Origin of the sequence: Flavobacterium sp. (assembly GCF_043780635.1) — a bacterium.
Lineage (GTDB): Bacteria > Bacteroidota > Bacteroidia > Flavobacteriales > Flavobacteriaceae > Flavobacterium.
Map to the genome: position 1 here is coordinate 24812 of NZ_JAYWCK010000067.1, position 19833 is coordinate 44644.

Here is a 19833-nt window from a genome sequence, read left to right on the forward strand (position 1 = left end):
ATTTTTATTTATTTTACCAAAATAACCTTTATTACTAATATCTAATGAAAACTACATATGACATAACGATACAAAAATTATACAATTCACATTGGTGCATTTAATATTTATTTCGAAACCACACTTTTTGCCATTCCCGTTTCAAAATCAAAAAGGCAACATTTTCGGATAGAACCACTAAATCGGAACCGTCGAGTTTTTTTATTTGGTCTTCAGAAACGTCGATTATGTATAGCAAATTGAGGTATTCAGCAAATTTGTATTGAATCAATCGATAGATTTTTTCGTGCAATTGAATTTTTAATTCATTGGGAGAAATACTCATTGGAAAATCGATTCCTTCATTGGCCAAATTAAAATCCTTATTAATTTGCTCAATTAATTTCAAGTACAAAGCTTCTTTTTCGGCTTCTTCGAGAAGTAAATCAGTATTTATGGGAGTGATGAAATTCATAGTGTGTATAAGAAACTAAACGTTTCTACTCATTAAATTTTCGCCAAAAGCTTTCAATATTGCTTTTTTATCTTCGGAAATATTCATTTTTTTCAAGGTCTCAAAAGCTTTCAAGGTGAAATTCTTAATGGATTTTTGAGTAGCTTCGGATGCGCCTGTAGAGTTGAAAATTTCCTTTGCTGCTTCAATTTTTTCTGAATTATCATCTAATTGAACGGAAAACAAATTCATTAATTCTTCTCTTTGTTCTTTCGAAGAAAACTCGATTGCTTTTAAGTAAAGATATGTTTTTTTGTTTTCGATAATATCACCGCCCACTTGCTTTCCGAAGGTTTTTGGATCGCCAAAAGCATCCAAATAATCATCCTGTAATTGGAATGCCAAACCTAAATTAAGTCCAAAATCATATATTAAATTAGCATTTTCTTCGGAAGTTTTTGCAATAATTGCTCCCATTTTCATTGCTGCAGCAACAAGAACCGCAGTTTTATATTCTATCATTTTAAGATATTCGAAAATTGTAACGTCATCGCGTGTTTCAAAATCTACATCATATTGTTGTCCTTCACAAACTTCGAGCGCAGTCTGGCTGAACAATATGGCCAAATCCTTAAAAATAGCGGGCTCATATTGTTCAAAATATTGGTACGCCAAAATAAGCATTGCATCACCTGAAAGAATTCCTGTATTAACATTCCATTTTTCGTGAACTGTGATTTTCCCTCTTCGCAAAGGCGCATCGTCCATAATATCATCGTGAATGAGCGAAAAATTATGAAAAACCTCAACAGCCAATGCAGCTGGCAAAGCTTCCTTGTAATCGGCATCAAAAACTTCAGCAGTCATTAATGTCAAAACTGGGCGCATTCTTTTACCGCCAAGTTGTAAGATGTAATCTATTGGTTGGTATAGATTTTTAGGCTCTTTTACAATTTTTTGGTTTTCTAAATAGAGTAGAAATTGCTCTTGATACTGATGAATGGGAAGCATTAATTTTAGTTTAAAGTTTCAGGTTTAACGTTTACAAAAATAACTCAAAAAACACGAAACTTTAAACCTTAAATAAATTATTTAAAAAAACATCGGAAACTATTTTGGTGTTTAAAGTTTCCTTTGTAGATTTGCATTTTAATTTTAAATACCAAGACTAAAATGACAGCAGCAAAATGGACTATCGATTCTGATCAATCTGATGTTTTAATTAAAACAAGGCATTCTATTATTGCCTATTTAGTGAGTAAAACAAATACATTTAATGGTTCAATATCAGTCGTAGACGATGAACTGCAAGATGCCTCCGTTGAATTTCTATTTGATATAAATGCTAAAGAAGGAAAATTAGAACAATTTGATTCTAAATTTAAATTGAATGATTTTATCGATACAAAGCAAAACCCAACCGTTAGTTTTAAATCGACTTCTTTTCAAAAAGTAAATTCAAACATAAATTTCTTAAAGGGAAATCTTACCATCAACAATATCACAAAAGTAGTTGAGCTAGACGTAGTACTAACGGGTTTAGAAACATACAACGGCAATTCAAAAGCGATATTTGAAATTCTTGGGAATATAAATCGAAAAGATTTTGGACTTTCCTACAATGCATACAACCTAAATAGTGGTATTGTGTTAGGACAAGATATGAATTTAACAGTTAATCTTGAATTTATAACTCACACAAGTATTAACTAATTATTAAATTTAAGTAAAAATCCTTGGAAACTTTTCAAACTTTAAAAGCTTCCATCGCTATTTGCAACCGAAATTTAATTTTTTGAATTTTTTAAAATGAAAGATAAAATTATTGCCAAAGCTACTGATTTATTCCTGAAACTAGGTTTCAAGAGTGTCACTATGGATGATATTGCCGGCGAAATGTGTATTTCTAAAAAAACAATTTACAAATATTTCTGCAATAAGGAACTTCTAATAGCAGAAACTACCGAAACGGTTCATAAAGCAATTCATCAAAGCATTGATACAATTGTGGCAAAAGATCACAATGCCATCGAAGAAAATTTCGAAATCAGAAAGATGTTTAAAGAAATGTTTAAAGCAGGAGGCACTTCTCCAGCTTATCAGTTAAAAAAACATTATCCAGAAATTTATAATACGGTAATGTCCCGTGAAATAAGCGAGTGCAATACGGTTTTTAAACAAAATATCGAAAAAGGAATCCAACAGGGATTGTATCGAAAAGAAATGCTAATTGATACTTATGTTGGCTTTTATTACACCTTGATTTTTAGCATTAATGGAAACACTAGTTCAGAAAAAGAACTGAAAGAACTTGAATTACAGGCATTAGAATACCACACCAGAGCAATGGCAACACCAGAAGGAATAATCGAACTCGAAAAACAATTACAAAATTTTAATCTATAATGAAGAAACTATTTTTAATACCCTTATTAGTTTTTGCATTCACGGCAAAATCACAAGAACCAAAGAAAAACTTCAGTTTTAGTCTGGAACAAGCCATTAGTCACGCCTTAACCAATAATTATTCGGTTATAAATGCAGGACGTGACATTGAAGCTTCGAAAGAAAAAAAATGGGAAACTACCGCTGCAGGTTTACCACAAATTAATGCTGGGGTAGATTTTACTGATAATTTTGTTTTACAAAAATCAGTGGTTCCGGCAGAATTTTTTGGTGGAGAACCAGGAACTTATGCTGAAGTAGCTTTTGGAACAAAGTATAATATGGTTGCACACTCCACACTAAACCAAATAATTTTCGATGGTTCTTATGTAGTGGCATTACAAGCTTCAAAAACCTATTTGAAATATTACCAAAATGCCAAACAAAAAACAGATATCGAAATCAAAGAAGCAGTAATCAATTCCTACGGAAATGTTTTATTAGCCGAAGAGAGCATTGCCATTCTCGAAAAAAACAAGGCAACTTTAGAAAAAACATTGTCAGACACAAAAGCAACTTTCAAAAACGGTTTGATTGAAGAAGAAAATGTTGAGCAACTTCAAATCACGCTTAGCTCAATAAACAGCACATTAAATTATAACAGAAGATTGTTAGAAGTGGCTTATAAGATGCTTAAAATCACTTTAGGCATTAACATTACTGACGACTTAAAACTGACTGACAAATTAGATAACTTAACGGCTTCGAACTTAGATTTGGCTATTTCCAAAAGCGAATTTGCCGTTACAGATAATGTAAATTATCAAATGGCTTTAAATTTTCAAGAGCAAAGACAATTAGAATTAAAACTACAAAAAAGCAAGGCCTTACCTTCTTTATCGGCCAATGCAAATTTTGGATACACCGCTTTTAAAGATGAATTCCAGTTTTTTACAAAAAATCAAAATTGGTTTAATTATTCTAATGTTGGCGTCAATTTAAACATTCCCATTTTTAGTAGTTTGGCCAGAAGTTCCAGAACTCAACAAGCCAAAATCGCTTTAGATCAAGCCAATACTCAATTGTCCGAAACAGAACAAAAAATAAAATTACAATATGCAGCCGCTAAAAGTGATTATGAATTCAGCGTTGAAGAATATGCTACGGCCAAATCTAATTTGAATCTTGCTGAAAGAATCGAGAAAAAGCAACAAATAAAATTTGCAGAAGGCTTGTCTTCTAGTTTTGATTATAATGATGCCCAAAGACAATTGTATTCTGGACAACAAAAATATCTGCAATCTATGGTAGATGTAATCAACAAAAAAGCAGCTTTAGAAAAAATAATCAACAAACAATAATTCCAATATAAATAACTATACCAATGAAAAAAATACTTATCATTTCAACACTTGCAATACTACTTTTTTCTTGCGGAAAGAAAGAAGACAATGCCAATATTGACGCTTTAATTTCGTCTAAAAACGTAAAAGAATTGCAAGCTAAAAAAGCTTTAATCCAAGCCGATTTGGCGAAAATAGATGACGCTTTAGCTATTTTAGATGTTAAAAAAGAAGAGGCTTTGGTTTCGGTTCTTACGGTGAAAGACAGCGTTTTTAGTCATTATCTCGAAATTCAAGGAAGTGTAAATACCAAAGAAAACATATTAGTTCAACCTGAATTCCAAGGAACTTTAGTTGCATTGAATGTAAAGGCCGGACAAAGAGTTTCGAAAGGGCAAATTCTAGGACGAATTGATGATGCAGGTTTAAGTCAGCAAGTGGCAAGTTTAGAAAACCAATATGCTTTAGCAAAAACTACTTTTGAACGTCAAAAAAATCTTTGGGATCAAAAAATTGGTTCAGAAATGCAATATTTACAAGCACAAACTCAAATGATATCAGCTCAAAGAGGCGTTGCTCAAATAAAAGCTCAATTATCTAAAACAGTAATAAGGGCACCTTTTACAGGGACTATCGATGACGTTTTTGTAGAAAAAGGACAAGTCGTTGCCCCAAGTGCTCAAGGATTAATGCGTATCGTGAATTTATCAAATATGTATGTTTCCACTTCAATTCCTGAAACTTACATAGGTAAACTAAAAGTGGGTACTGAAGTAGATGTATTATTGACTTCTTTAGGTAAGACATACAAAGGAAAAGTGCGTCAAATAGGAAATTTTGTTAATCCTAGCAACCGTAGTTTTGGTATTGAAGTAAGTGTTCCAAATCCAGAAAATTTATTGCGTCCTAACCAAGTGGCCAATCTTAAAATCACTGATTACATCAATAAAAATGCTGTAGTTGTTCCTACCAATGTGATTCTAGAAGATGGACAAAAAAATAAATTTGTTTACATCGTTACCAATTCTAATGGAAAAACAGGAATTGCAAAAAAAGTAATCGTAAAACCTGGACAATCTTCTAATAATATTACCGAGGTTTTAAGCGGATTATCCGCCGAGGATATAATTGTTACCGAAGGAGCAAATGCTATTTCTGATGGAATGAAACTTAATTTCTAAACTAAAAAAAATGCACAGTATTAATCATAAAAAATTCGGCATATCAAATTGGGCTGTTGACAATCGTGTCACGGTTTATATCCTAACAGTTTTAATTGTAATCATGGGGGTTTACGCCTATGTTACGATGCCACGTGAGGATTTTCCGGAAATCATCGAAAACAAAGTCTATATTTCGTCCGTTTTCCCTGGAAATTCAGCCGAAGATGTAGAGAAATTGGTCATTAAACCTTTAGAAAAAGAAATCAAAAACATCAGTGGTGTCAACAAAGTAACTTCGAGCTCGTTTCAAGATTACGGAATGATTATCGCAGAATTCGACGATGACATTTCGATTGATGCCGCCAAAGTAAAAATAAAAGACAAAGTTGACAATGCGAAGGCTCAAACCGAATGGCCCAATTTGGACAACGGAAGCAAAGTAGAACCCAACGTTTTTGAATTAAACATTTCAGAAGCAGTGCCCATTCTTAATATCAATTTACAAGGAAATTACACTACCCAACAGCTTAAAAAATACGGAGAATTAATACAGGATGATCTTGAAGAAATATCCGAAGTAAAAAAAGTAGATATTCTTGGTGTTGACGATAAAGAAGTAGAAATTGCGGTAGATATTTTCAAAATGACTGCTGCTCAAGTGACTTTCGACGAAATCCAGAATGCGGTAAAATATGAAAATATGACGCTTTCTGGAGGAAATTTAGTTTCACAAGGATCTCGAAACAACATTCGAATAGTAGGTGAAATCCAAGACCCGAAAGAATTAGAAAACATCATTGTGAAATCTTATGGAGGAACTGTTTATCTAAAAGACATTGCTGTTGTAAGTTTCAAAGAGAAAGAAAAAACCACTTATGCTCGCGAAAAAGGTGCTGAAGTTGTGATGCTTAGCGTAAAAAAACGCTCAGGGCAAAATATGATTTCTGCCATTGATCAAGTGAAAGAAAGGATAGAAAAAGCAAAAACTTCTTATTTGCCAAAAAACCTGAAAATCGAATTGACAAACGACCAATCATCCCGAGTAGAACATCAGGTTAACGAATTGTCGAATCACATTATTTTCGGTATTATCTTAGTAATGATTGTGTTGATGTTCACTATGGGACTCAGAAATTCCTTGTTTGTTGGAGCAGCAATTCCGTTGTCAATGATGATTGCTTTTGCCATACTTTCAGCTTTAGGGTTAACATTGAACACGATGGTACTGTTTGGATTAGTAATGGGACTGGGAATGCTGGTCGACGATGGAATTGTGGTCGTCGACAACGTTTTTGCTAATATGAAAAAAGGATTGCCAAGGATTGAAGCTTCAAAAGTGGGGATTGGCGAAATAGCTTGGCCTGTAATTTCATCCACAGCGACAACCTTGATGGCGTTTTTACCCTTTGCCTTATGGCCAGGAACTATGGGTAAATTTATGAAATATTTCCCTATGACTTTGACTGTGACACTTACAGCTTCATTATTTGTGGCAATGGTTGTCAATGCAGCAATGACTGGTGGTTCGATGGATATTGAAGACAAAAATGTTTCTAAAAAGAATTTAAAATTCTATACGATACTATTTTTATCTTTTGGAATCATATTTGCTTTTCTTGGATCAAAATATACTTATGACAGTAAATTAATTAGAGGAATTGGACATTTATTGTTGATTTCAACTGGATTAATGTGGTTGTATTTCTTAAAATTGTACCAATGGACACAGGATTTCCAACACAGTTTCTTTCCAAGAATGGAAGACAAATACAAAGTGTTTTTAGCCAAAATCCTGACCAAAAAGAATTCTTGGGTTGCATTAATAGGAATCATTGGAATGCTGGTTTTCTCATTTGTATTGTTAGGTATTTTTCCAAGAAAAGTATTGTTTTTCCCAGATAATATTCCAAATCAAGTGATTGCTTACATCGAATATCCGCAAGGAACTTCGATCGAAAAAACCAATAAAGCAACCTTGTTTGTAGAAAATCAGGTAATTGAAATCTTGCAAAAATATGTTGACCCAAAAACGGATAAAAACTTCCTAGCTGAGTCTATTGTTTCTCAAGTGGGAATTGGTGCCGGAAATCCAAATGTCGATGCGGGTTCAGCATCAGAAACACCATTCAAAGGAAAAGTAACGGTAAGTTTTTCGGAATTCAAATTCCGTAAAGGCATCAATACTTCAGATATTTTAGAAGAAATTCGTTCTAAAGTGAAAGCAATTGCTGGAGCAACAATTACGGTCGAAAAAGATGCCAATGGTCCGCCAGCTGGTTATCCTATTAGTATCGAATTGAAAGGAACTGATTATGACTTGATGTTGAAAGAAGCCGATAAAATGATTGCTTTTGTCAATTCTAAAAGTATTCCCGGAATCGAAAAACTGAGTGTTGACATCAACAAAGACAGTCCTGAACTCGAAGTAAAAGTAGATCGTGTCAATGCCGGAAGTATGGGCGTTTCTACAGGTCAATTGGGTTTTGCCTTACGCCGTTCAGTTTACGGTCAAGAAATTTCGACTTACAAAGAAGGCGATGATGATTACAATATTGTAATGCGTATGCAAGACGATCAACGCAAGAATGAAAATATTCTTTTCAATCAATCGTTGACGTTTAGAAACCAGAATAATGGACAAATCGTACAAATTCCAATTTCTGCTATTTCCCAAAACGAAAAAACAGCGACTTACAATCAGATTAAAAGAAAGAATAACAAGCGAATAATGACCATTTATTCAAATGTCTTGACAGGTTTTAACGGAGATGAAATTACCAAACAAATTCAAACGGAATTAAAAAACTATGAATTGCCAAAAGAAGTCTCCTATTCCTTTTCTGGAGTGCAAGAAGAACAAGGTAAAAATCAAAGTTTCTTGATGTATGCGCTGTTCTTGGCATTAGCAGGAATCACTTTAATCATTGTATTGCAATTTAATTCGGTATCAAAAACCGTGGTTATTTTATTCACGGTAATCTTGAGTTTTAGTGGTGTTTTCTATGGTTATGTGATTGCCAATATGGATTTCGTGATTCTGATGACGATGATGGGAATCATATCGCTCGCGGGTATTGTTGTGAAAAACGGTATTGTATTGATGGATTTCTTTGTCTTATTATTAGACAAAAAAGTTAACGAGAAACAACTAAAAAGTCACGATGATTTATCGCTTGAAGAAATAAAAGAAGTGATTATCGAATCAGGAAAATCTCGTTTGCGACCTGTATTATTGACCGCTTTAACAGCTGTTTTAGGATTGATTCCGTTGGCAATTGGATTGAACTTTGACTTCTTTACCTTGATTACTGATTTTAACCCGCACTTTTTTATGGGTGGAGACAACGTAGTTTTCTGGGGACCATTGGCCTGGACAATTATCTTCGGATTGACATATGCCACGGTGTTGACCTTGGTGATGGTTCCGGTAATGTTCTATTTGGTAAAAAGAACCAAATACTGGTTGCGTGATCGAAGAGAAGCTCGTGCCGCTAGAGCTATAGAAATATAATATTTTTAAACTTTAATATTGAAACCACCCAAGATATGATTTTGGGTGGTTTTTTTTGATAAATATGTTTCCCTATATTTGTTAAGAAATCTAATGGTTGTTATGCCTAAATACAAGATATTTTAAATGTTAAAATTAAAATTATCATTATTTACACTTTTTATTCTGGCAAATTCATTTGGGCAGAAAATTGAAAAAGTTTTTCTGGACAAAGATGATGCTGCCAAAAATTGTTACACTATTATTTATCCTGATACACTTCCTTGCAAAGGCTATGTTTTCATAATTCCAGGTTTTGGAGAAACGGCTGAAACTGTTTTGGAAGAGACAAACTTACCAAAATTAATGGCTCTAAATGGACTATTGACAATTATTCCAACTTTTCAAGATGGTGTATTATCATTTGGAGTTGATAGTTTAAGCCAACAATCATTCAATACTATTTTAAAAGATGTAACAAGTAAACACCAATTAATTGACCAAAGATTTTTTGTTGGCGGATTTTCAATTGGTGGCAGTTGCGCCATAAAATATGCTGAAAATTCAATAATAAAACCAGCGGCAGTTTTTGCAATTGACCCTCCGCTTGACTTTGAACGATTTTATAATTCAAGTAAAAGAGACATTAGACTTTCGGTAAATACAGAGCCAAATCAAGAGAATTTATATATGATTGATAGAATTGAAAAAGAAATGAATGGAACACCAAAATCTGCTTTGGCAAACTATTACAAAATTTCCCCTTATTCATTCTCTGATACAACACAAACAGCTATTAAAAACTTAATCAAAATGCCATTAAGAATTTATTCGGAGCCTGACATTAACTGGTGGTTAAAAGAACGTGGAGCAGATTTTACAAGTATGAATGTTACAGAATGTTCAGCAATGATTAATGAGCTTAATCGACTTGGAAATAATGACGCTGTTTTGATAACGACACAAAACAAAGGTTTTAGAAAACCTGATAACTATAGACATCCACATTCTTGGAGTATTGTTGATAATAACGAATTAATTGAATGGCTGCTAAAACAGAAGTAATCTAATTTTAACTTTGATACATCAATGCCAACGTGAAATAAATAATTTTTCATAACTTTGATTTTAGGATAAACAAAAATTGTTGAACTTCTTTAGAGCCTTTATTAGACCGCTATGTCTATCATTCTATTTGAAGCAATTCAACGGGTTCAAGGAGAAGGCAGAGGACTAATGCAGAGCATAGTTCTTAACTAGCGAAGTCTAAAGTTCACCTCTGCTTTCCTTTGAATAAATTTAGTCATTTTTTATCTAATACAAAGTAAAGGCGAAGTCTCCCGACTTCGTAGCCGTGATTAATAGTCTTTGAGCAAACAATAAAAAACATAACCATTTTAGAATCAAATCCAATAAAACCATAATAATTTGGAATTGAACAAAACTTGACCATTTTTAAGCTTTTAACATAAACAAGATAAAAATGTCTTGTTTTAATTTGAGTTTAAAAAAAATAATTATATTTGATGTTGCTGATTATCAAGATATTGTTTTTATCTCTATCAGCATAAATCAGAATCATTCCCCACCCCAAATTTTAGCGAAAGTTTTTTACCTACTAAAAAACAGTATTAGTAACCACTAAATCTAAATGAAAATGGAAAAACAACTTGAAGAAATCCGCGAAGAGCAAAAAGCATCATGGGATAAATTTTCTCCAGGATGGAAAAAATGGAATGACCTAATGATGGATTTTTTAAAACCAGTGGGTGATGAAATTATTCGGTCAATAAATCCGAAAGGTGAAGATGTTGTGTTAGATATCGCAGCAGGAACAGGAGAACCAGGATTGACGATAGCAACTATGCTGAAGGGTGGCAAAGTAATTATTACGGACCTTTCGGAAAATATGCTTGAAATTGCCAAGGAAAATGCAAAACAAAGAGGAATTACCAATATTGAAACTCGCGCTTGCGACGTTTGCGAACTTCCTTTTGCTGACAATACATTTGATGCAATAAGTTGTCGTTTTGGTTTTATGTTTTTTCCTGATATGCTTTTAGCTGCCAAGGAAATGGTTCGCGTACTGAAACCCGGAGGTAGAATTGCAGTAGCGGTTTGGAATGTTCCAGAAAAAAATTTCTGGGTGACAGTAACCGGAGGCACAATTAATAGAAATATGCAATTACCCGCGCCTCCACCTGAAGCTCCAGGAATGTTTCGATGCTCGAAAGAGGGAATGCTTCAAGACTTGTTTCAGCAAGCTGGCTTAAAAAATACTTCCGAAAAAGAAGTGCTCGGAAAATTAAACACTAAAACAACAGATGCTTATTGGAATATGATGACAGAAGTAGCCGCGCCTTTTGTTGCGGCACTTAGTAAAGCTGATGATGAAATGAAAGAAAAAATAAAAAGAGAAGTTTTTCAGGCAGTGAATCAAAAATATCCTGATGGGAATATTATAATTGATTCCAGTGCTCTTGTAATTTATGGTGAAAAATAATTTGATTCAGCACTTCAGGATAGGTATCGAATAAACCGGCGAGTGAAATTGGCAAGATTTAAAACTTAAAAATCTAAAAATCAAAATCGGCTGTTGCAAAAATTTGCGACAGCCGATTTTTTTATAGACGCTATAGTATTGATTTAATACACAGAAAGAGTTGTTTGTTTTCTAAATCATTTCTCAAATTTCTGTTAACATGAGCGTCTTTCTATATAGTAAATTTAAAAAAATAATTTTTACAAAAAAAATAATTGACAAAGAATTTGACTGTTTCAATTAAAAAGAAAACAATAATAACTTTTTGCCAATATTAGTCTTACAATTAGTTCAAAAGCGAATCCAACTCTTTTTGTAATTCTAAATCAGAAGGTCTTGACGCATCCGATTTTAAAATTATTCCGTTTGGATCAATCAAAATAAATCTCGGAATGCTTGTAACACCATAACTTTTCATAAAATCGGAATTCCAGTCTTTATCGGCAAACAATTGAATGCCTCCTAAACTTTTATCGGTTACAAACTTTTTCCATTTATCATGGTCTTTTAAAACATCAACAGAAATACTGACAAATTCAATGTTTTTACCGTGATATTTTTCTTCCACTTTCTGTAGAAAAGGAATTTCGGCACGACAAGGTCCGCACCAGGTTGCCCAAACATCGATATACACATATTTCCCTTTAAAATCTTCGAGTTTCGTTTTACCTCCTTTATGGTTTTCGCAATCGAATGAGGCTGATACAGTATTGTTGAGTTTATTTTCACTTCTAACTCTGGTGTAGTATTTGGATAGTTTGGTTAAAGCTTTTTCTGTATTTGCTTTTTCTGCTTCAACAAAATTTAGATTCAGCCTATCATCATTTAATTGATTCATGGTTTTTTCTCGTATGTCATTTTTCGTTTTTTCGAAGGCCAATTCGTCAATTTCTCTGAAATTAGTGTCATAAAGACGTTCAAATTCAAGAGCTTTTTGGGCCAATATATTATTTTCTAATGAACCAATCCCGGAGTAGACTATAGATTCGTCAAATTTTTTGGCATTCATTTTTAATTTTAAATTATATCCATTTCTAAGATACAAATACGTCGATTCTTCACCATCGTTCAATCGATACAACCCTTCTTTCACTTTTAAGGTATCTTTGAAAATTCCTTTTTTATTTAATGTTATTCTTTTAACTATTGTTCCGTTCGATGAAATAATATTTATATAATCATTATTTCTATTGGCAATTTCAGCCTGAAACGTTACGAAATTTATCATCTGTCCATATCCAGAAAAAGAACAAACTAACACCATTGCAATTAAAAATATTTTTTTCATAAAGTGTAAATCTTGATTTTAGTTGTTCAAATCTACTTTAATTTTTTGAAGGCCAATTAAGATTAACAATAATTTACCCAATAATTTATAATGAAGTTCACAGTTTTAGAGATTAAGTTGTTTTTTGTTTTTACTTTTGTACTCTAAAAATAATATAATGTATAGAAGTCATAACTGTGGAGAATTAAACGCCTCACACATCAATACCGAAGTTACGCTTGCAGGTTGGGTTCAAAAATCGCGCGATAAGGGATTTATGAATTGGGTCGATTTACGTGACCGTTACGGAGTTACTCAATTAATTTTCGACGAAAGTCGCTCTCAAAAAGAAGTTTTTGAATTGGCAAAAACCCTTGGTCGTGAATTCGTGATTCAAGCCAAAGGTACCGTTATTGAGCGTGAAGCAAAAAACGCCAATATGTCAACTGGCGACATTGAAATATTAGTTACAGAACTTAAAATACTGAATTCTTCCCTAACTCCGCCTTTCACAATTGAAGATGAAACCGATGGTGGTGAAGACATTCGAATGAAATACCGTTATCTGGACATCCGTAGAAATCCTGTAAAAAACAACTTGCTTTTTCGCCATAAAGTGGCAATGGAAGTTCGTAAATACCTTTCGGATTTAGATTTTTGCGAAGTGGAAACTCCTTATTTAATCAAATCCACTCCAGAAGGCGCAAGGGATTTTGTGGTTCCTTCGAGAATGAACGAAGGACAATTTTATGCTTTGCCACAATCGCCACAAACCTTCAAACAATTGTTGATGGTAGGCGGAATGGATAAATATTTCCAAATCGTGAAATGTTTCCGTGACGAAGATTTACGTGCGGATCGTCAACCGGAATTCACGCAAATCGATTGCGAAATGGCATTTGTGGAACAAGAGGACATCTTGAATGTTTTCGAAGGATTGACCCGTCATTTGCTAAAAGAAATAAAAGGAATCGAAGTAGAAAAATTCCCAAGAATTACCTACGATTACGCAATGAAAACCTATGGTAATGACAAACCGGACATTCGTTTTGCAATGGAATTTGGTGAATTAAATGAATTTACACAACACAAAGAGTTTTCGGTTTTCAATTCGGCCGAATTGGTTGTGGGAATTGCAGCACCTGGAACAGGAAACTATACTCGTAAAGAAATTGACGGCTTAATTGACTGGATCAAACGTCCACAAGTAGGCGCCAGCGGAATGATTTATGTAAAATGCAACGAAGACGGAACTTACAAATCATCTGTAGATAAATTCTACGATCAAGAAGATATAGCAAATTGGGCAAAAACAACTGGGGCAAAAGCCGGCGATATGATTTTTATTCTTTCCGGACCAGCCGATAAAACCAGAACACAACTTTCTGCATTAAGAATGGAATTGGCCAATCGTTTGGGATTGAGAAAACCAACAGAATTTGCACCACTTTGGGTTGTTGATTTTCCATTATTGGAATTTGAAGAAGAAACAGGTCGTTATCACGCAATGCACCATCCATTTACTTCCCCAAAACCGGAAGACATGCACTTATTGGAAACTGATCCAAAAGCGGTTCGTGCCAATGCTTATGATATGGTTTTGAACGGAAACGAAATTGGAGGAGGTTCTATCCGTATTCACGATAAAACAACCCAACAATTGATGTTTAAATATTTAGGTTTTACACCGGAACAGGCTGAAGATCAATTTGGTTTCTTGATGAATGCCTTTCAATATGGTGCACCACCACACGGAGGCTTAGCTTTTGGATTGGACAGATTGGTGTCAATTCTTGGAGGACAAGAAACTATACGTGATTTTATAGCCTTTCCAAAGAATAATTCAGGAAGAGATGTTATGATTGATGCACCATCAATCATTGATGAAATACAATTGAGTGAATTGCATATAAAATTAGATTTAGCGTAGTTCATCGATAAAATTTGCCGGAAATCGTTGGAAATCAAATATTTTAATAAAATCTAAATATTATTATCTTTCGTATTATATTAAATATTACATTTGCCACATTATAAATTATTATTACTATTACAATGCGTACAGGTACAGTTAAATTTTTCAATGAATCAAAAGGTTACGGATTCATTACAGACGAAGAAACAGGAAAAGACATTTTTGTTCATGCATCAGGAATCAACGCGGAAGAACTTCGTGAAGGTGACAGAGTTAGCTATGAAGAAGAAGAAGGAAGAAAAGGAAAGGTTGCTGCGAAAGTAGCAGTTATCTAAGCAAAAAATAATTTTTTGCCTACGAATGTTTAAAGCGACCCGATATATTGGGTCGCTTTTTTGTTTTAATGAAAACTGAATTTCAGAAAAGCAAATTAAACAAAACACAATTATAAGTTAATTGTATTTTTCCATCTAACTAAATTTTGTTTTATGCTTGTGTTTTAAATCCCTGAAACCTATCTTTGTTCCGTATTTTAGAATAAAACAATAATCATTATGCAATCAAGTCAATTAGATTTTTTTCCTATACTAATGCAAATGCTCTTAGCCATTGTATTTGTTGCTGCTATAATCATAATTTCTGGAAAATTAGGCCCTAAAAGATCATCAACAATTAAAGATCAAAACTTTGAATGTGGAGTTGAATCTTTAGGGAATGCACGTATACCTTTCTCGGTAAAATATTTTCTGGTTGCAATCCTTTTTGTGTTGTTTGATGTTGAGGTTATTTTCCTTTATCCATGGGCAATCAATTTTAAGGAATTGGGGATGGAAGGAATGGTAAAAATGGTAATTTTTATGCTTTTATTGTTGATAGGGTTTTTCTATATCATCAAAAAGAAAGCTTTGGAATGGGAATAAAAAAATATTTTAAATGTTGAATTTTAAATGGTTTTAAACATTATTTTATAATTCAAAATTTATAATTCAAAATATCAAAAAATGAGCAATTCAAATATAATAATGGTTGAACCACCTGAAGGTGTGTCTGGTGAAGGTTTCTTCGCTACAACGCTGAATGATGTTGTAGGATTAGCTCGCGCTAATTCACTTTGGCCATTGCCTTTTGCAACTTCTTGTTGCGGAATTGAATTTATGGCAACTATGGCTTCACATTACGATTTAGCGCGTTTTGGTTCTGAGCGAGTGAGTTTTTCTCCACGTCAAGCTGATATGCTATTGGTTATGGGAACCATTTCAAAAAAAATGGGACCAATTTTACGTCAAGTATACGAACAAATGGCGGAACCTCGTTGGGTAATCGCTGTTGGAGCTTGTGCTTCGTCAGGCGGAGTTTTCGATACCTATTCTGTTTTACAAGGAATAGATAAAGTAATTCCAGTTGACGTATATGTACCAGGCTGTCCGCCAAGACCAGAACAAATTGTAGACGGAGTGATGAGATTGCAAGAATTAGTAAAGAGCGAATCTGTAAGAAGAAGAAGTTCTCCAGAATATCAAGAATTATTGGCATCTTATAATATCAAATAAGGAAATGAGTTTAGAAACTACACAAATTCAAGATAAATTAGTGGAAACATTTGGCGAAAGCACTTTCCATTTCAATCAAGAAAAAGACCTGTTTTCGTTTGAAGTAGCAGCCGATAAAATTACAGCTGTTATTCTTTTTTTAAAAAATGACCCAGACCTACGATTTCATTTCCTAACCGATTTATGTGGAGTTCATTATCCGGATAACGCGGCCGAAAGACAATTTGCTGTAGTTTATCATATGCACAATTGGTATGAAAACAAACGCATAAAAATCAAGGCATTTCTCAATGGTTCAACACCAGAAATAAAATCAATTTCTAATATTTTTCTTTGTTCCAATTGGATGGAAAGAGAAACATATGATTTTTATGGAATCAATTTCATTGGTCATCCACAGTTGAAACGTATTTTAAATATGGATGAAATGACTTCTTTTCCAATGCGAAAAGAATTTCCGTTAGAAGACGGAGGAAGAACAGATAAAGATGACCGTTTCTTTGGAAGAACGCCTCAAATAAATAAATAATAAAATTCAACATTATAAATGTCAGAACTATTATTACCACCAGAGCATCGATATGCTAAAAGAATAAAAGAGAGTCTGAATGAAGACGGAAGCGAGCTTTCGATTCTAAATTTAGGACCAACACATCCTGCAACCCACGGTATTTTCCAAAACGTCTTGTTAATGGATGGTGAAAAAATTATCGAAGCGGAACCAACAATTGGTTACATTCACAGAGCTTTTGAAAAAATTGCCGAAAACCGTCCTTTTTACCAAATTACACCACTTACCGACCGAATGAATTATTGTTCATCGCCTATTAACAATATGGGATGGTGGATGACAATGGAGAAATTATTGGATATTGAAGTTCCTAAAAGAGTTCAATATTTAAGAGTTATCGTGATGGAATTGGCCAGAATTTCAGACCACTTAATATGTAATTCCATTCTTGGAGTTGACACCGGAGCATATACCGGTTTCTTGTATGTTTTTCAATTTAGAGAGAAAATCTACGAAATCTACGAAGAAATTTGTGGTGCTCGTTTGACTACAAATATGGGAAGAATGGGCGGTTTCGAAAGAGATTGGTCTCCAGAAGCTTTCCGCAAATTAGACGTGTTTTTAAAAGATTTTCCAGTTGCCTGGAAAGAATTTGAAAACTTGTTCGAAAGAAATAGAATTTTTATTGACAGAACTGTAAATGTCGGTCCTATTTCTGCTGAAAAAGCAATGGCATACGGATTTACAGGTCCAAATTTACGTGCTGCCGGAATTGATTATGACGTTCGTGTAGCGCATCCTTATTCCTCTTACGAAGATTTTGATTTCATAGTTCCTGTTGGAAAATCTGGCGACACTTACGATCGTTTTTGCGTTCGTAATGCCGAAGTTTGGGAAAGTTTGAGCATCATTCGTCAAGCATTAGACAAAATGCCAGAAGGAAATGTATTTCACGCTGATGTTCCAGAATATTATTTACCTCCTAAGGAAGATGTTTACCACGATATGGAATCCTTGATATACCATTTCAAGATTGTGATGGGAGAAATTCCTGTTCCAGTTGCCGAAATATATCACGCTGTTGAAGGTGGAAACGGAGAATTAGGATTTTACTTGGTAACCGACGGAAGCAGAACACCTTATAGATTGCACTTCCGCAGACCTTGTTTTATTTATTACCAAGCTTATCCCGAAATGATAAAAGGCGCAATGCTTTCGGATGCGATTGTTATTTTGTCAAGTTTAAATGTTATTGCCGGAGAATTAGACGCATAAGGATTTCAGATTGTTGATTAACGATTTAAGATTTCAGATTTAAAAGAAAAATGGAAAGAACACAATACAAACAAGAAATAAACATAACTGAAACATTGATGACTCGCATCAATGAATTAATCAGTCATTATCCCGAAGGCAAGCAAAAATCAGCGTTGTTGCCAATTTTACACGAAGTTCAGGATGCTCACGACAACTGGTTGAGTTTTGAATTGATGAATAAAGTTGCCGAAATACTTCAAATTAAACCTATCGAGGTTTACGAGGTTGTTTCTTTTTATTCAATGTTTAACCAAAAACCAATTGGGAAATATATGTTCGAATTTTGCAGAACTTCCCCTTGTTGTTTGAATGCTGCTGAAGATTTAATGGATTATACTTCCGAAAAATTGGGTATAAAAATGGGTGAAACCACTGCTGACGGAATGTTTACCATTGCTGGAGTAGAATGTTTAGGTGCTTGTGGTTATGCTCCAATGATGCAATTGGGTGATTTTTACAAAGAAAAATTGACAAAAGAAAAAGTAGATCAGATCATTGCTGATTGTAGAGATAATAAAATTACGTTACACGATAAATAATATGTCACAAAAAATATTATTAGACAAAGTAAATATTCCAGGGATTAAAACCTATGAAGTATATCGCCAAAACGGCGGATATTCTTCTGTAGAAAAAGCCTTAAAAACACTAACACCTGACGAAATTGTCGAAGAAGTGAAAACTTCAGGATTGCGTGGTCGTGGTGGAGCGGGTTTTCCAGCAGGAATGAAATGGAGTTTTATTGACAAAAAATCAGGAAAACCTAGACATTTAGTTTGCAATGCCGATGAATCGGAACCTGGAACTTTCAAAGACAGGTATTTGATGGAACACATTCCTCATTTATTAATTGAAGGAATGATTACTTCCAGTTTTGCTTTGGGTGCAAACCTTTCCTATATATATATTCGTGGAGAATATATGTGGGTTTACAAAATTCTTGAAAAAGCAATCAACGAAGCAAAAGCTGCGGGTTGGTTAGGAAAAAATATATTAGGCACCGGATACGATTTAGAAGTATATGTTCATTGTGGTGCCGGTGCCTACATATGTGGAGAAGAAACAGCATTAATTGAATCATTGGAAGGCAAAAGAGGAAATCCTCGAATTAAGCCGCCATTCCCAGCAGTTTCAGGACTTTGGGCAAATCCAACGGTGGTGAATAATGTCGAAACAATTGCTGCAGTGCCTTGGATTGTAAATAATTCAGGTGCCGATTATGCTAAAATTGGTTTAGGCAGATCTACAGGAACAAAATTAATTTCGGCTTCTGGACATATCAAAAATCCTGGGGTTTATGAAATTGAGATGGGATTGAGCGTTTATGAATTTATGAATTCAGACGAATATCTTGGTGGAATGAGTTCTGACAGACCTTTGAAAGCATTTATTCCCGGAGGATCATCAGTTCCCGTTTTACCGGCTCATTTAATATACAAAACAGCCAATGGCGAAGACCGTTTAATGACTTACGAAAGTTTGAGCGACGGTGGTTTTGCAACAGGTTCGATGTTAGGTTCAGGAGGATTTATTGTTTACAATGACACTTCTTGTATCGTACGAAATACTTGGAATTTCTCTCGCTTTTACCACCACGAAAGTTGTGGTCAATGTTCGCCTTGCCGTGAAGGAACGGGATGGATGGAAAAAGTATTGCATAGAATTGAGAATGGCCACGGTCGTGAAGAAGATATCGATTTACTTTTGAGCATTCAAAGCAAAATCGAAGGAAACACGATTTGTCCATTAGGTGATGCAGCAGCTTGGCCAGTGGCAGCGGCAATTCGTCACTTTAGAGAAGAATTTGAATATCATATCCGTTTTCCGGAAAAAATAAAAAATAGAGACCATTTTGTTGCTGAGCCTTTCGAACAAGTGAAGCATTTATTGGGTAAAGTGATAGTATAAAATAATTTG

18 protein-coding genes are annotated in these 19833 nt (G+C 34.1%); 15 read left to right on the forward strand and 3 right to left on the reverse strand.

The window, feature by feature from the left end; genetic code table 11:
* Positions 1 to 100: 100 nt before the first annotated feature.
* Together ACH2BV_RS05940 and ACH2BV_RS05945 are read right to left on the reverse strand one after the other, a co-directional pair.
* Positions 101 to 454: a hypothetical protein gene (locus ACH2BV_RS05940; RefSeq protein WP_395049809.1), complete on the reverse strand. Its 354-nt coding sequence runs from the start codon at positions 452 to 454 to the stop codon at positions 101 to 103.
* A 15-nt stretch (positions 455 to 469) separates the two neighbouring features.
* The gene (locus ACH2BV_RS05945) at positions 470 to 1444 is read right to left on the reverse strand and encodes a polyprenyl synthetase family protein (RefSeq protein ID WP_395049810.1); all 975 of its coding nucleotides are present in this window, start codon (positions 1442 to 1444) and stop codon (positions 470 to 472) included.
* A gap of 162 nt (positions 1445 to 1606) precedes the next feature.
* Between ACH2BV_RS05945 and ACH2BV_RS05950 the strand changes: the two genes are divergently transcribed.
* The 7 genes from ACH2BV_RS05950 to ACH2BV_RS05980 all read left to right on the forward strand — a co-directional run bounded on the left by ACH2BV_RS05950 (position 1607) and on the right by ACH2BV_RS05980 (position 11317).
* Positions 1607 to 2146 carry a YceI family protein gene (locus tag ACH2BV_RS05950; protein ID WP_395049811.1) on the forward strand — a complete coding sequence of 180 codons (540 nt, stop codon included), beginning with the start codon at positions 1607 to 1609 and terminating at the stop codon, positions 2144 to 2146.
* A 96-nt stretch (positions 2147 to 2242) separates the two neighbouring features.
* Positions 2243 to 2839: a TetR/AcrR family transcriptional regulator gene (locus ACH2BV_RS05955; protein ID WP_395049812.1), complete on the forward strand. Its 597-nt coding sequence runs from the start codon at positions 2243 to 2245 to the stop codon at positions 2837 to 2839.
* Positions 2839 to 4179 (forward strand): TolC family protein, encoded by a 1341-nt coding sequence (locus tag ACH2BV_RS05960; protein WP_395049813.1) that lies wholly within the window; start codon positions 2839 to 2841, stop codon positions 4177 to 4179. The genes ACH2BV_RS05955 and ACH2BV_RS05960 overlap by 1 nt, the downstream gene beginning before the upstream one ends.
* Positions 4180 to 4202: 23 nt before the next feature.
* Positions 4203 to 5342: an efflux RND transporter periplasmic adaptor subunit gene (locus ACH2BV_RS05965; protein WP_395049814.1), complete on the forward strand. Its 1140-nt coding sequence runs from the start codon at positions 4203 to 4205 to the stop codon at positions 5340 to 5342.
* 10 nt (positions 5343 to 5352) lie between these two features.
* Entirely contained in the window at positions 5353 to 8835 is a 3483-nt protein-coding gene (locus ACH2BV_RS05970; RefSeq protein ID WP_395049815.1) for an efflux RND transporter permease subunit, read from the forward strand.
* Between the two features lie 126 nt (positions 8836 to 8961).
* Positions 8962 to 9879 (forward strand): alpha/beta hydrolase, encoded by a 918-nt coding sequence (locus tag ACH2BV_RS05975; protein WP_395049816.1) that lies wholly within the window; start codon positions 8962 to 8964, stop codon positions 9877 to 9879.
* Between the two features lie 592 nt (positions 9880 to 10471).
* Positions 10472 to 11317, forward strand: coding sequence for a class I SAM-dependent methyltransferase (locus ACH2BV_RS05980; protein ID WP_395049817.1), 846 nt, complete (start codon positions 10472 to 10474; stop codon positions 11315 to 11317).
* Positions 11318 to 11642: 325 nt separating this feature from the next.
* Here the strand turns inward: ACH2BV_RS05980 and ACH2BV_RS05985 are convergent, their stop codons facing one another.
* Positions 11643 to 12644 (reverse strand): TlpA family protein disulfide reductase, encoded by a 1002-nt coding sequence (locus tag ACH2BV_RS05985; RefSeq protein WP_395049818.1) that lies wholly within the window; start codon positions 12642 to 12644, stop codon positions 11643 to 11645.
* A 157-nt stretch (positions 12645 to 12801) separates the two neighbouring features.
* On the opposite strand from ACH2BV_RS05985, the gene aspS reads away from it, so the two are divergent.
* The 8 genes from aspS (at position 12802) to nuoF (ending at position 19824) form a co-directional block, all read left to right on the forward strand.
* The gene (aspS, locus tag ACH2BV_RS05990; RefSeq protein ID WP_395049819.1) at positions 12802 to 14553 is read left to right on the forward strand and encodes an aspartate--tRNA ligase; all 1752 of its coding nucleotides are present in this window, start codon (positions 12802 to 12804) and stop codon (positions 14551 to 14553) included.
* 125 nt (positions 14554 to 14678) lie between these two features.
* Positions 14679 to 14873 carry a cold-shock protein gene (locus ACH2BV_RS05995; RefSeq protein ID WP_007137066.1) on the forward strand — a complete coding sequence of 65 codons (195 nt, stop codon included), beginning with the start codon at positions 14679 to 14681 and terminating at the stop codon, positions 14871 to 14873.
* A gap of 219 nt (positions 14874 to 15092) precedes the next feature.
* Complete coding sequence (locus ACH2BV_RS06000) at positions 15093 to 15458, forward strand: NADH-quinone oxidoreductase subunit A (protein WP_395049820.1); 366 nt, start codon at positions 15093 to 15095, stop codon at positions 15456 to 15458.
* Between the two features lie 81 nt (positions 15459 to 15539).
* On the forward strand, positions 15540 to 16088 hold the full coding sequence (locus ACH2BV_RS06005; RefSeq protein ID WP_395049821.1) for an NADH-quinone oxidoreductase subunit B: 549 nt from the start codon (positions 15540 to 15542) through the stop codon (positions 16086 to 16088).
* A gap of 4 nt (positions 16089 to 16092) precedes the next feature.
* On the forward strand, positions 16093 to 16617 hold the full coding sequence (locus ACH2BV_RS06010) for an NADH-quinone oxidoreductase subunit C (RefSeq protein WP_395049822.1): 525 nt from the start codon (positions 16093 to 16095) through the stop codon (positions 16615 to 16617).
* An 18-nt stretch (positions 16618 to 16635) separates the two neighbouring features.
* Positions 16636 to 17874, forward strand: coding sequence for an NADH-quinone oxidoreductase subunit D (locus ACH2BV_RS06015; protein WP_395049823.1), 1239 nt, complete (start codon positions 16636 to 16638; stop codon positions 17872 to 17874).
* A 50-nt stretch (positions 17875 to 17924) separates the two neighbouring features.
* The gene (locus ACH2BV_RS06020; protein ID WP_395049824.1) at positions 17925 to 18455 is read left to right on the forward strand and encodes a complex I 24 kDa subunit family protein; all 531 of its coding nucleotides are present in this window, start codon (positions 17925 to 17927) and stop codon (positions 18453 to 18455) included.
* A 1-nt stretch (position 18456) separates the two neighbouring features.
* Entirely contained in the window at positions 18457 to 19824 is a 1368-nt protein-coding gene (gene nuoF, locus ACH2BV_RS06025; RefSeq protein ID WP_395049825.1) for an NADH-quinone oxidoreductase subunit NuoF, read from the forward strand.
* The last annotated feature ends 9 nt before the right edge of the window (positions 19825 to 19833 follow it).

Coding starts and splice junctions, on each gene's coding strand:
- ACH2BV_RS05995 (WP_007137066.1), top strand. CDS start 14,679: ATGCGTACAGGTACAGTTAAATTTTTCAATGAATCAAAAGGTTACGGA.
- nuoF (WP_395049825.1), top strand. CDS start 18,457: ATGTCACAAAAAATATTATTAGACAAAGTAAATATTCCAGGGATTAAA.
- ACH2BV_RS06015 (WP_395049823.1), top strand. CDS start 16,636: ATGTCAGAACTATTATTACCACCAGAGCATCGATATGCTAAAAGAATA.
- ACH2BV_RS06010 (WP_395049822.1), top strand. CDS start 16,093: ATGAGTTTAGAAACTACACAAATTCAAGATAAATTAGTGGAAACATTT.
- ACH2BV_RS05940 (WP_395049809.1), bottom strand. CDS start 454: ATGAATTTCATCACTCCCATAAATACTGATTTACTTCTCGAAGAAGCC.
- ACH2BV_RS05945 (WP_395049810.1), bottom strand. CDS start 1,444: ATGCTTCCCATTCATCAGTATCAAGAGCAATTTCTACTCTATTTAGAA.
- ACH2BV_RS06020 (WP_395049824.1), top strand. CDS start 17,925: ATGGAAAGAACACAATACAAACAAGAAATAAACATAACTGAAACATTG.
- ACH2BV_RS06000 (WP_395049820.1), top strand. CDS start 15,093: ATGCAATCAAGTCAATTAGATTTTTTTCCTATACTAATGCAAATGCTC.
- ACH2BV_RS05965 (WP_395049814.1), top strand. CDS start 4,203: ATGAAAAAAATACTTATCATTTCAACACTTGCAATACTACTTTTTTCT.
- ACH2BV_RS05975 (WP_395049816.1), top strand. CDS start 8,962: ATGTTAAAATTAAAATTATCATTATTTACACTTTTTATTCTGGCAAAT.
- aspS (WP_395049819.1), top strand. CDS start 12,802: ATGTATAGAAGTCATAACTGTGGAGAATTAAACGCCTCACACATCAAT.
- ACH2BV_RS05950 (WP_395049811.1), top strand. CDS start 1,607: ATGACAGCAGCAAAATGGACTATCGATTCTGATCAATCTGATGTTTTA.
- ACH2BV_RS05955 (WP_395049812.1), top strand. CDS start 2,243: ATGAAAGATAAAATTATTGCCAAAGCTACTGATTTATTCCTGAAACTA.
- ACH2BV_RS06005 (WP_395049821.1), top strand. CDS start 15,540: ATGAGCAATTCAAATATAATAATGGTTGAACCACCTGAAGGTGTGTCT.
- ACH2BV_RS05980 (WP_395049817.1), top strand. CDS start 10,472: ATGGAAAAACAACTTGAAGAAATCCGCGAAGAGCAAAAAGCATCATGG.
- ACH2BV_RS05970 (WP_395049815.1), top strand. CDS start 5,353: ATGCACAGTATTAATCATAAAAAATTCGGCATATCAAATTGGGCTGTT.
- ACH2BV_RS05960 (WP_395049813.1), top strand. CDS start 2,839: ATGAAGAAACTATTTTTAATACCCTTATTAGTTTTTGCATTCACGGCA.
- ACH2BV_RS05985 (WP_395049818.1), bottom strand. CDS start 12,644: ATGAAAAAAATATTTTTAATTGCAATGGTGTTAGTTTGTTCTTTTTCT.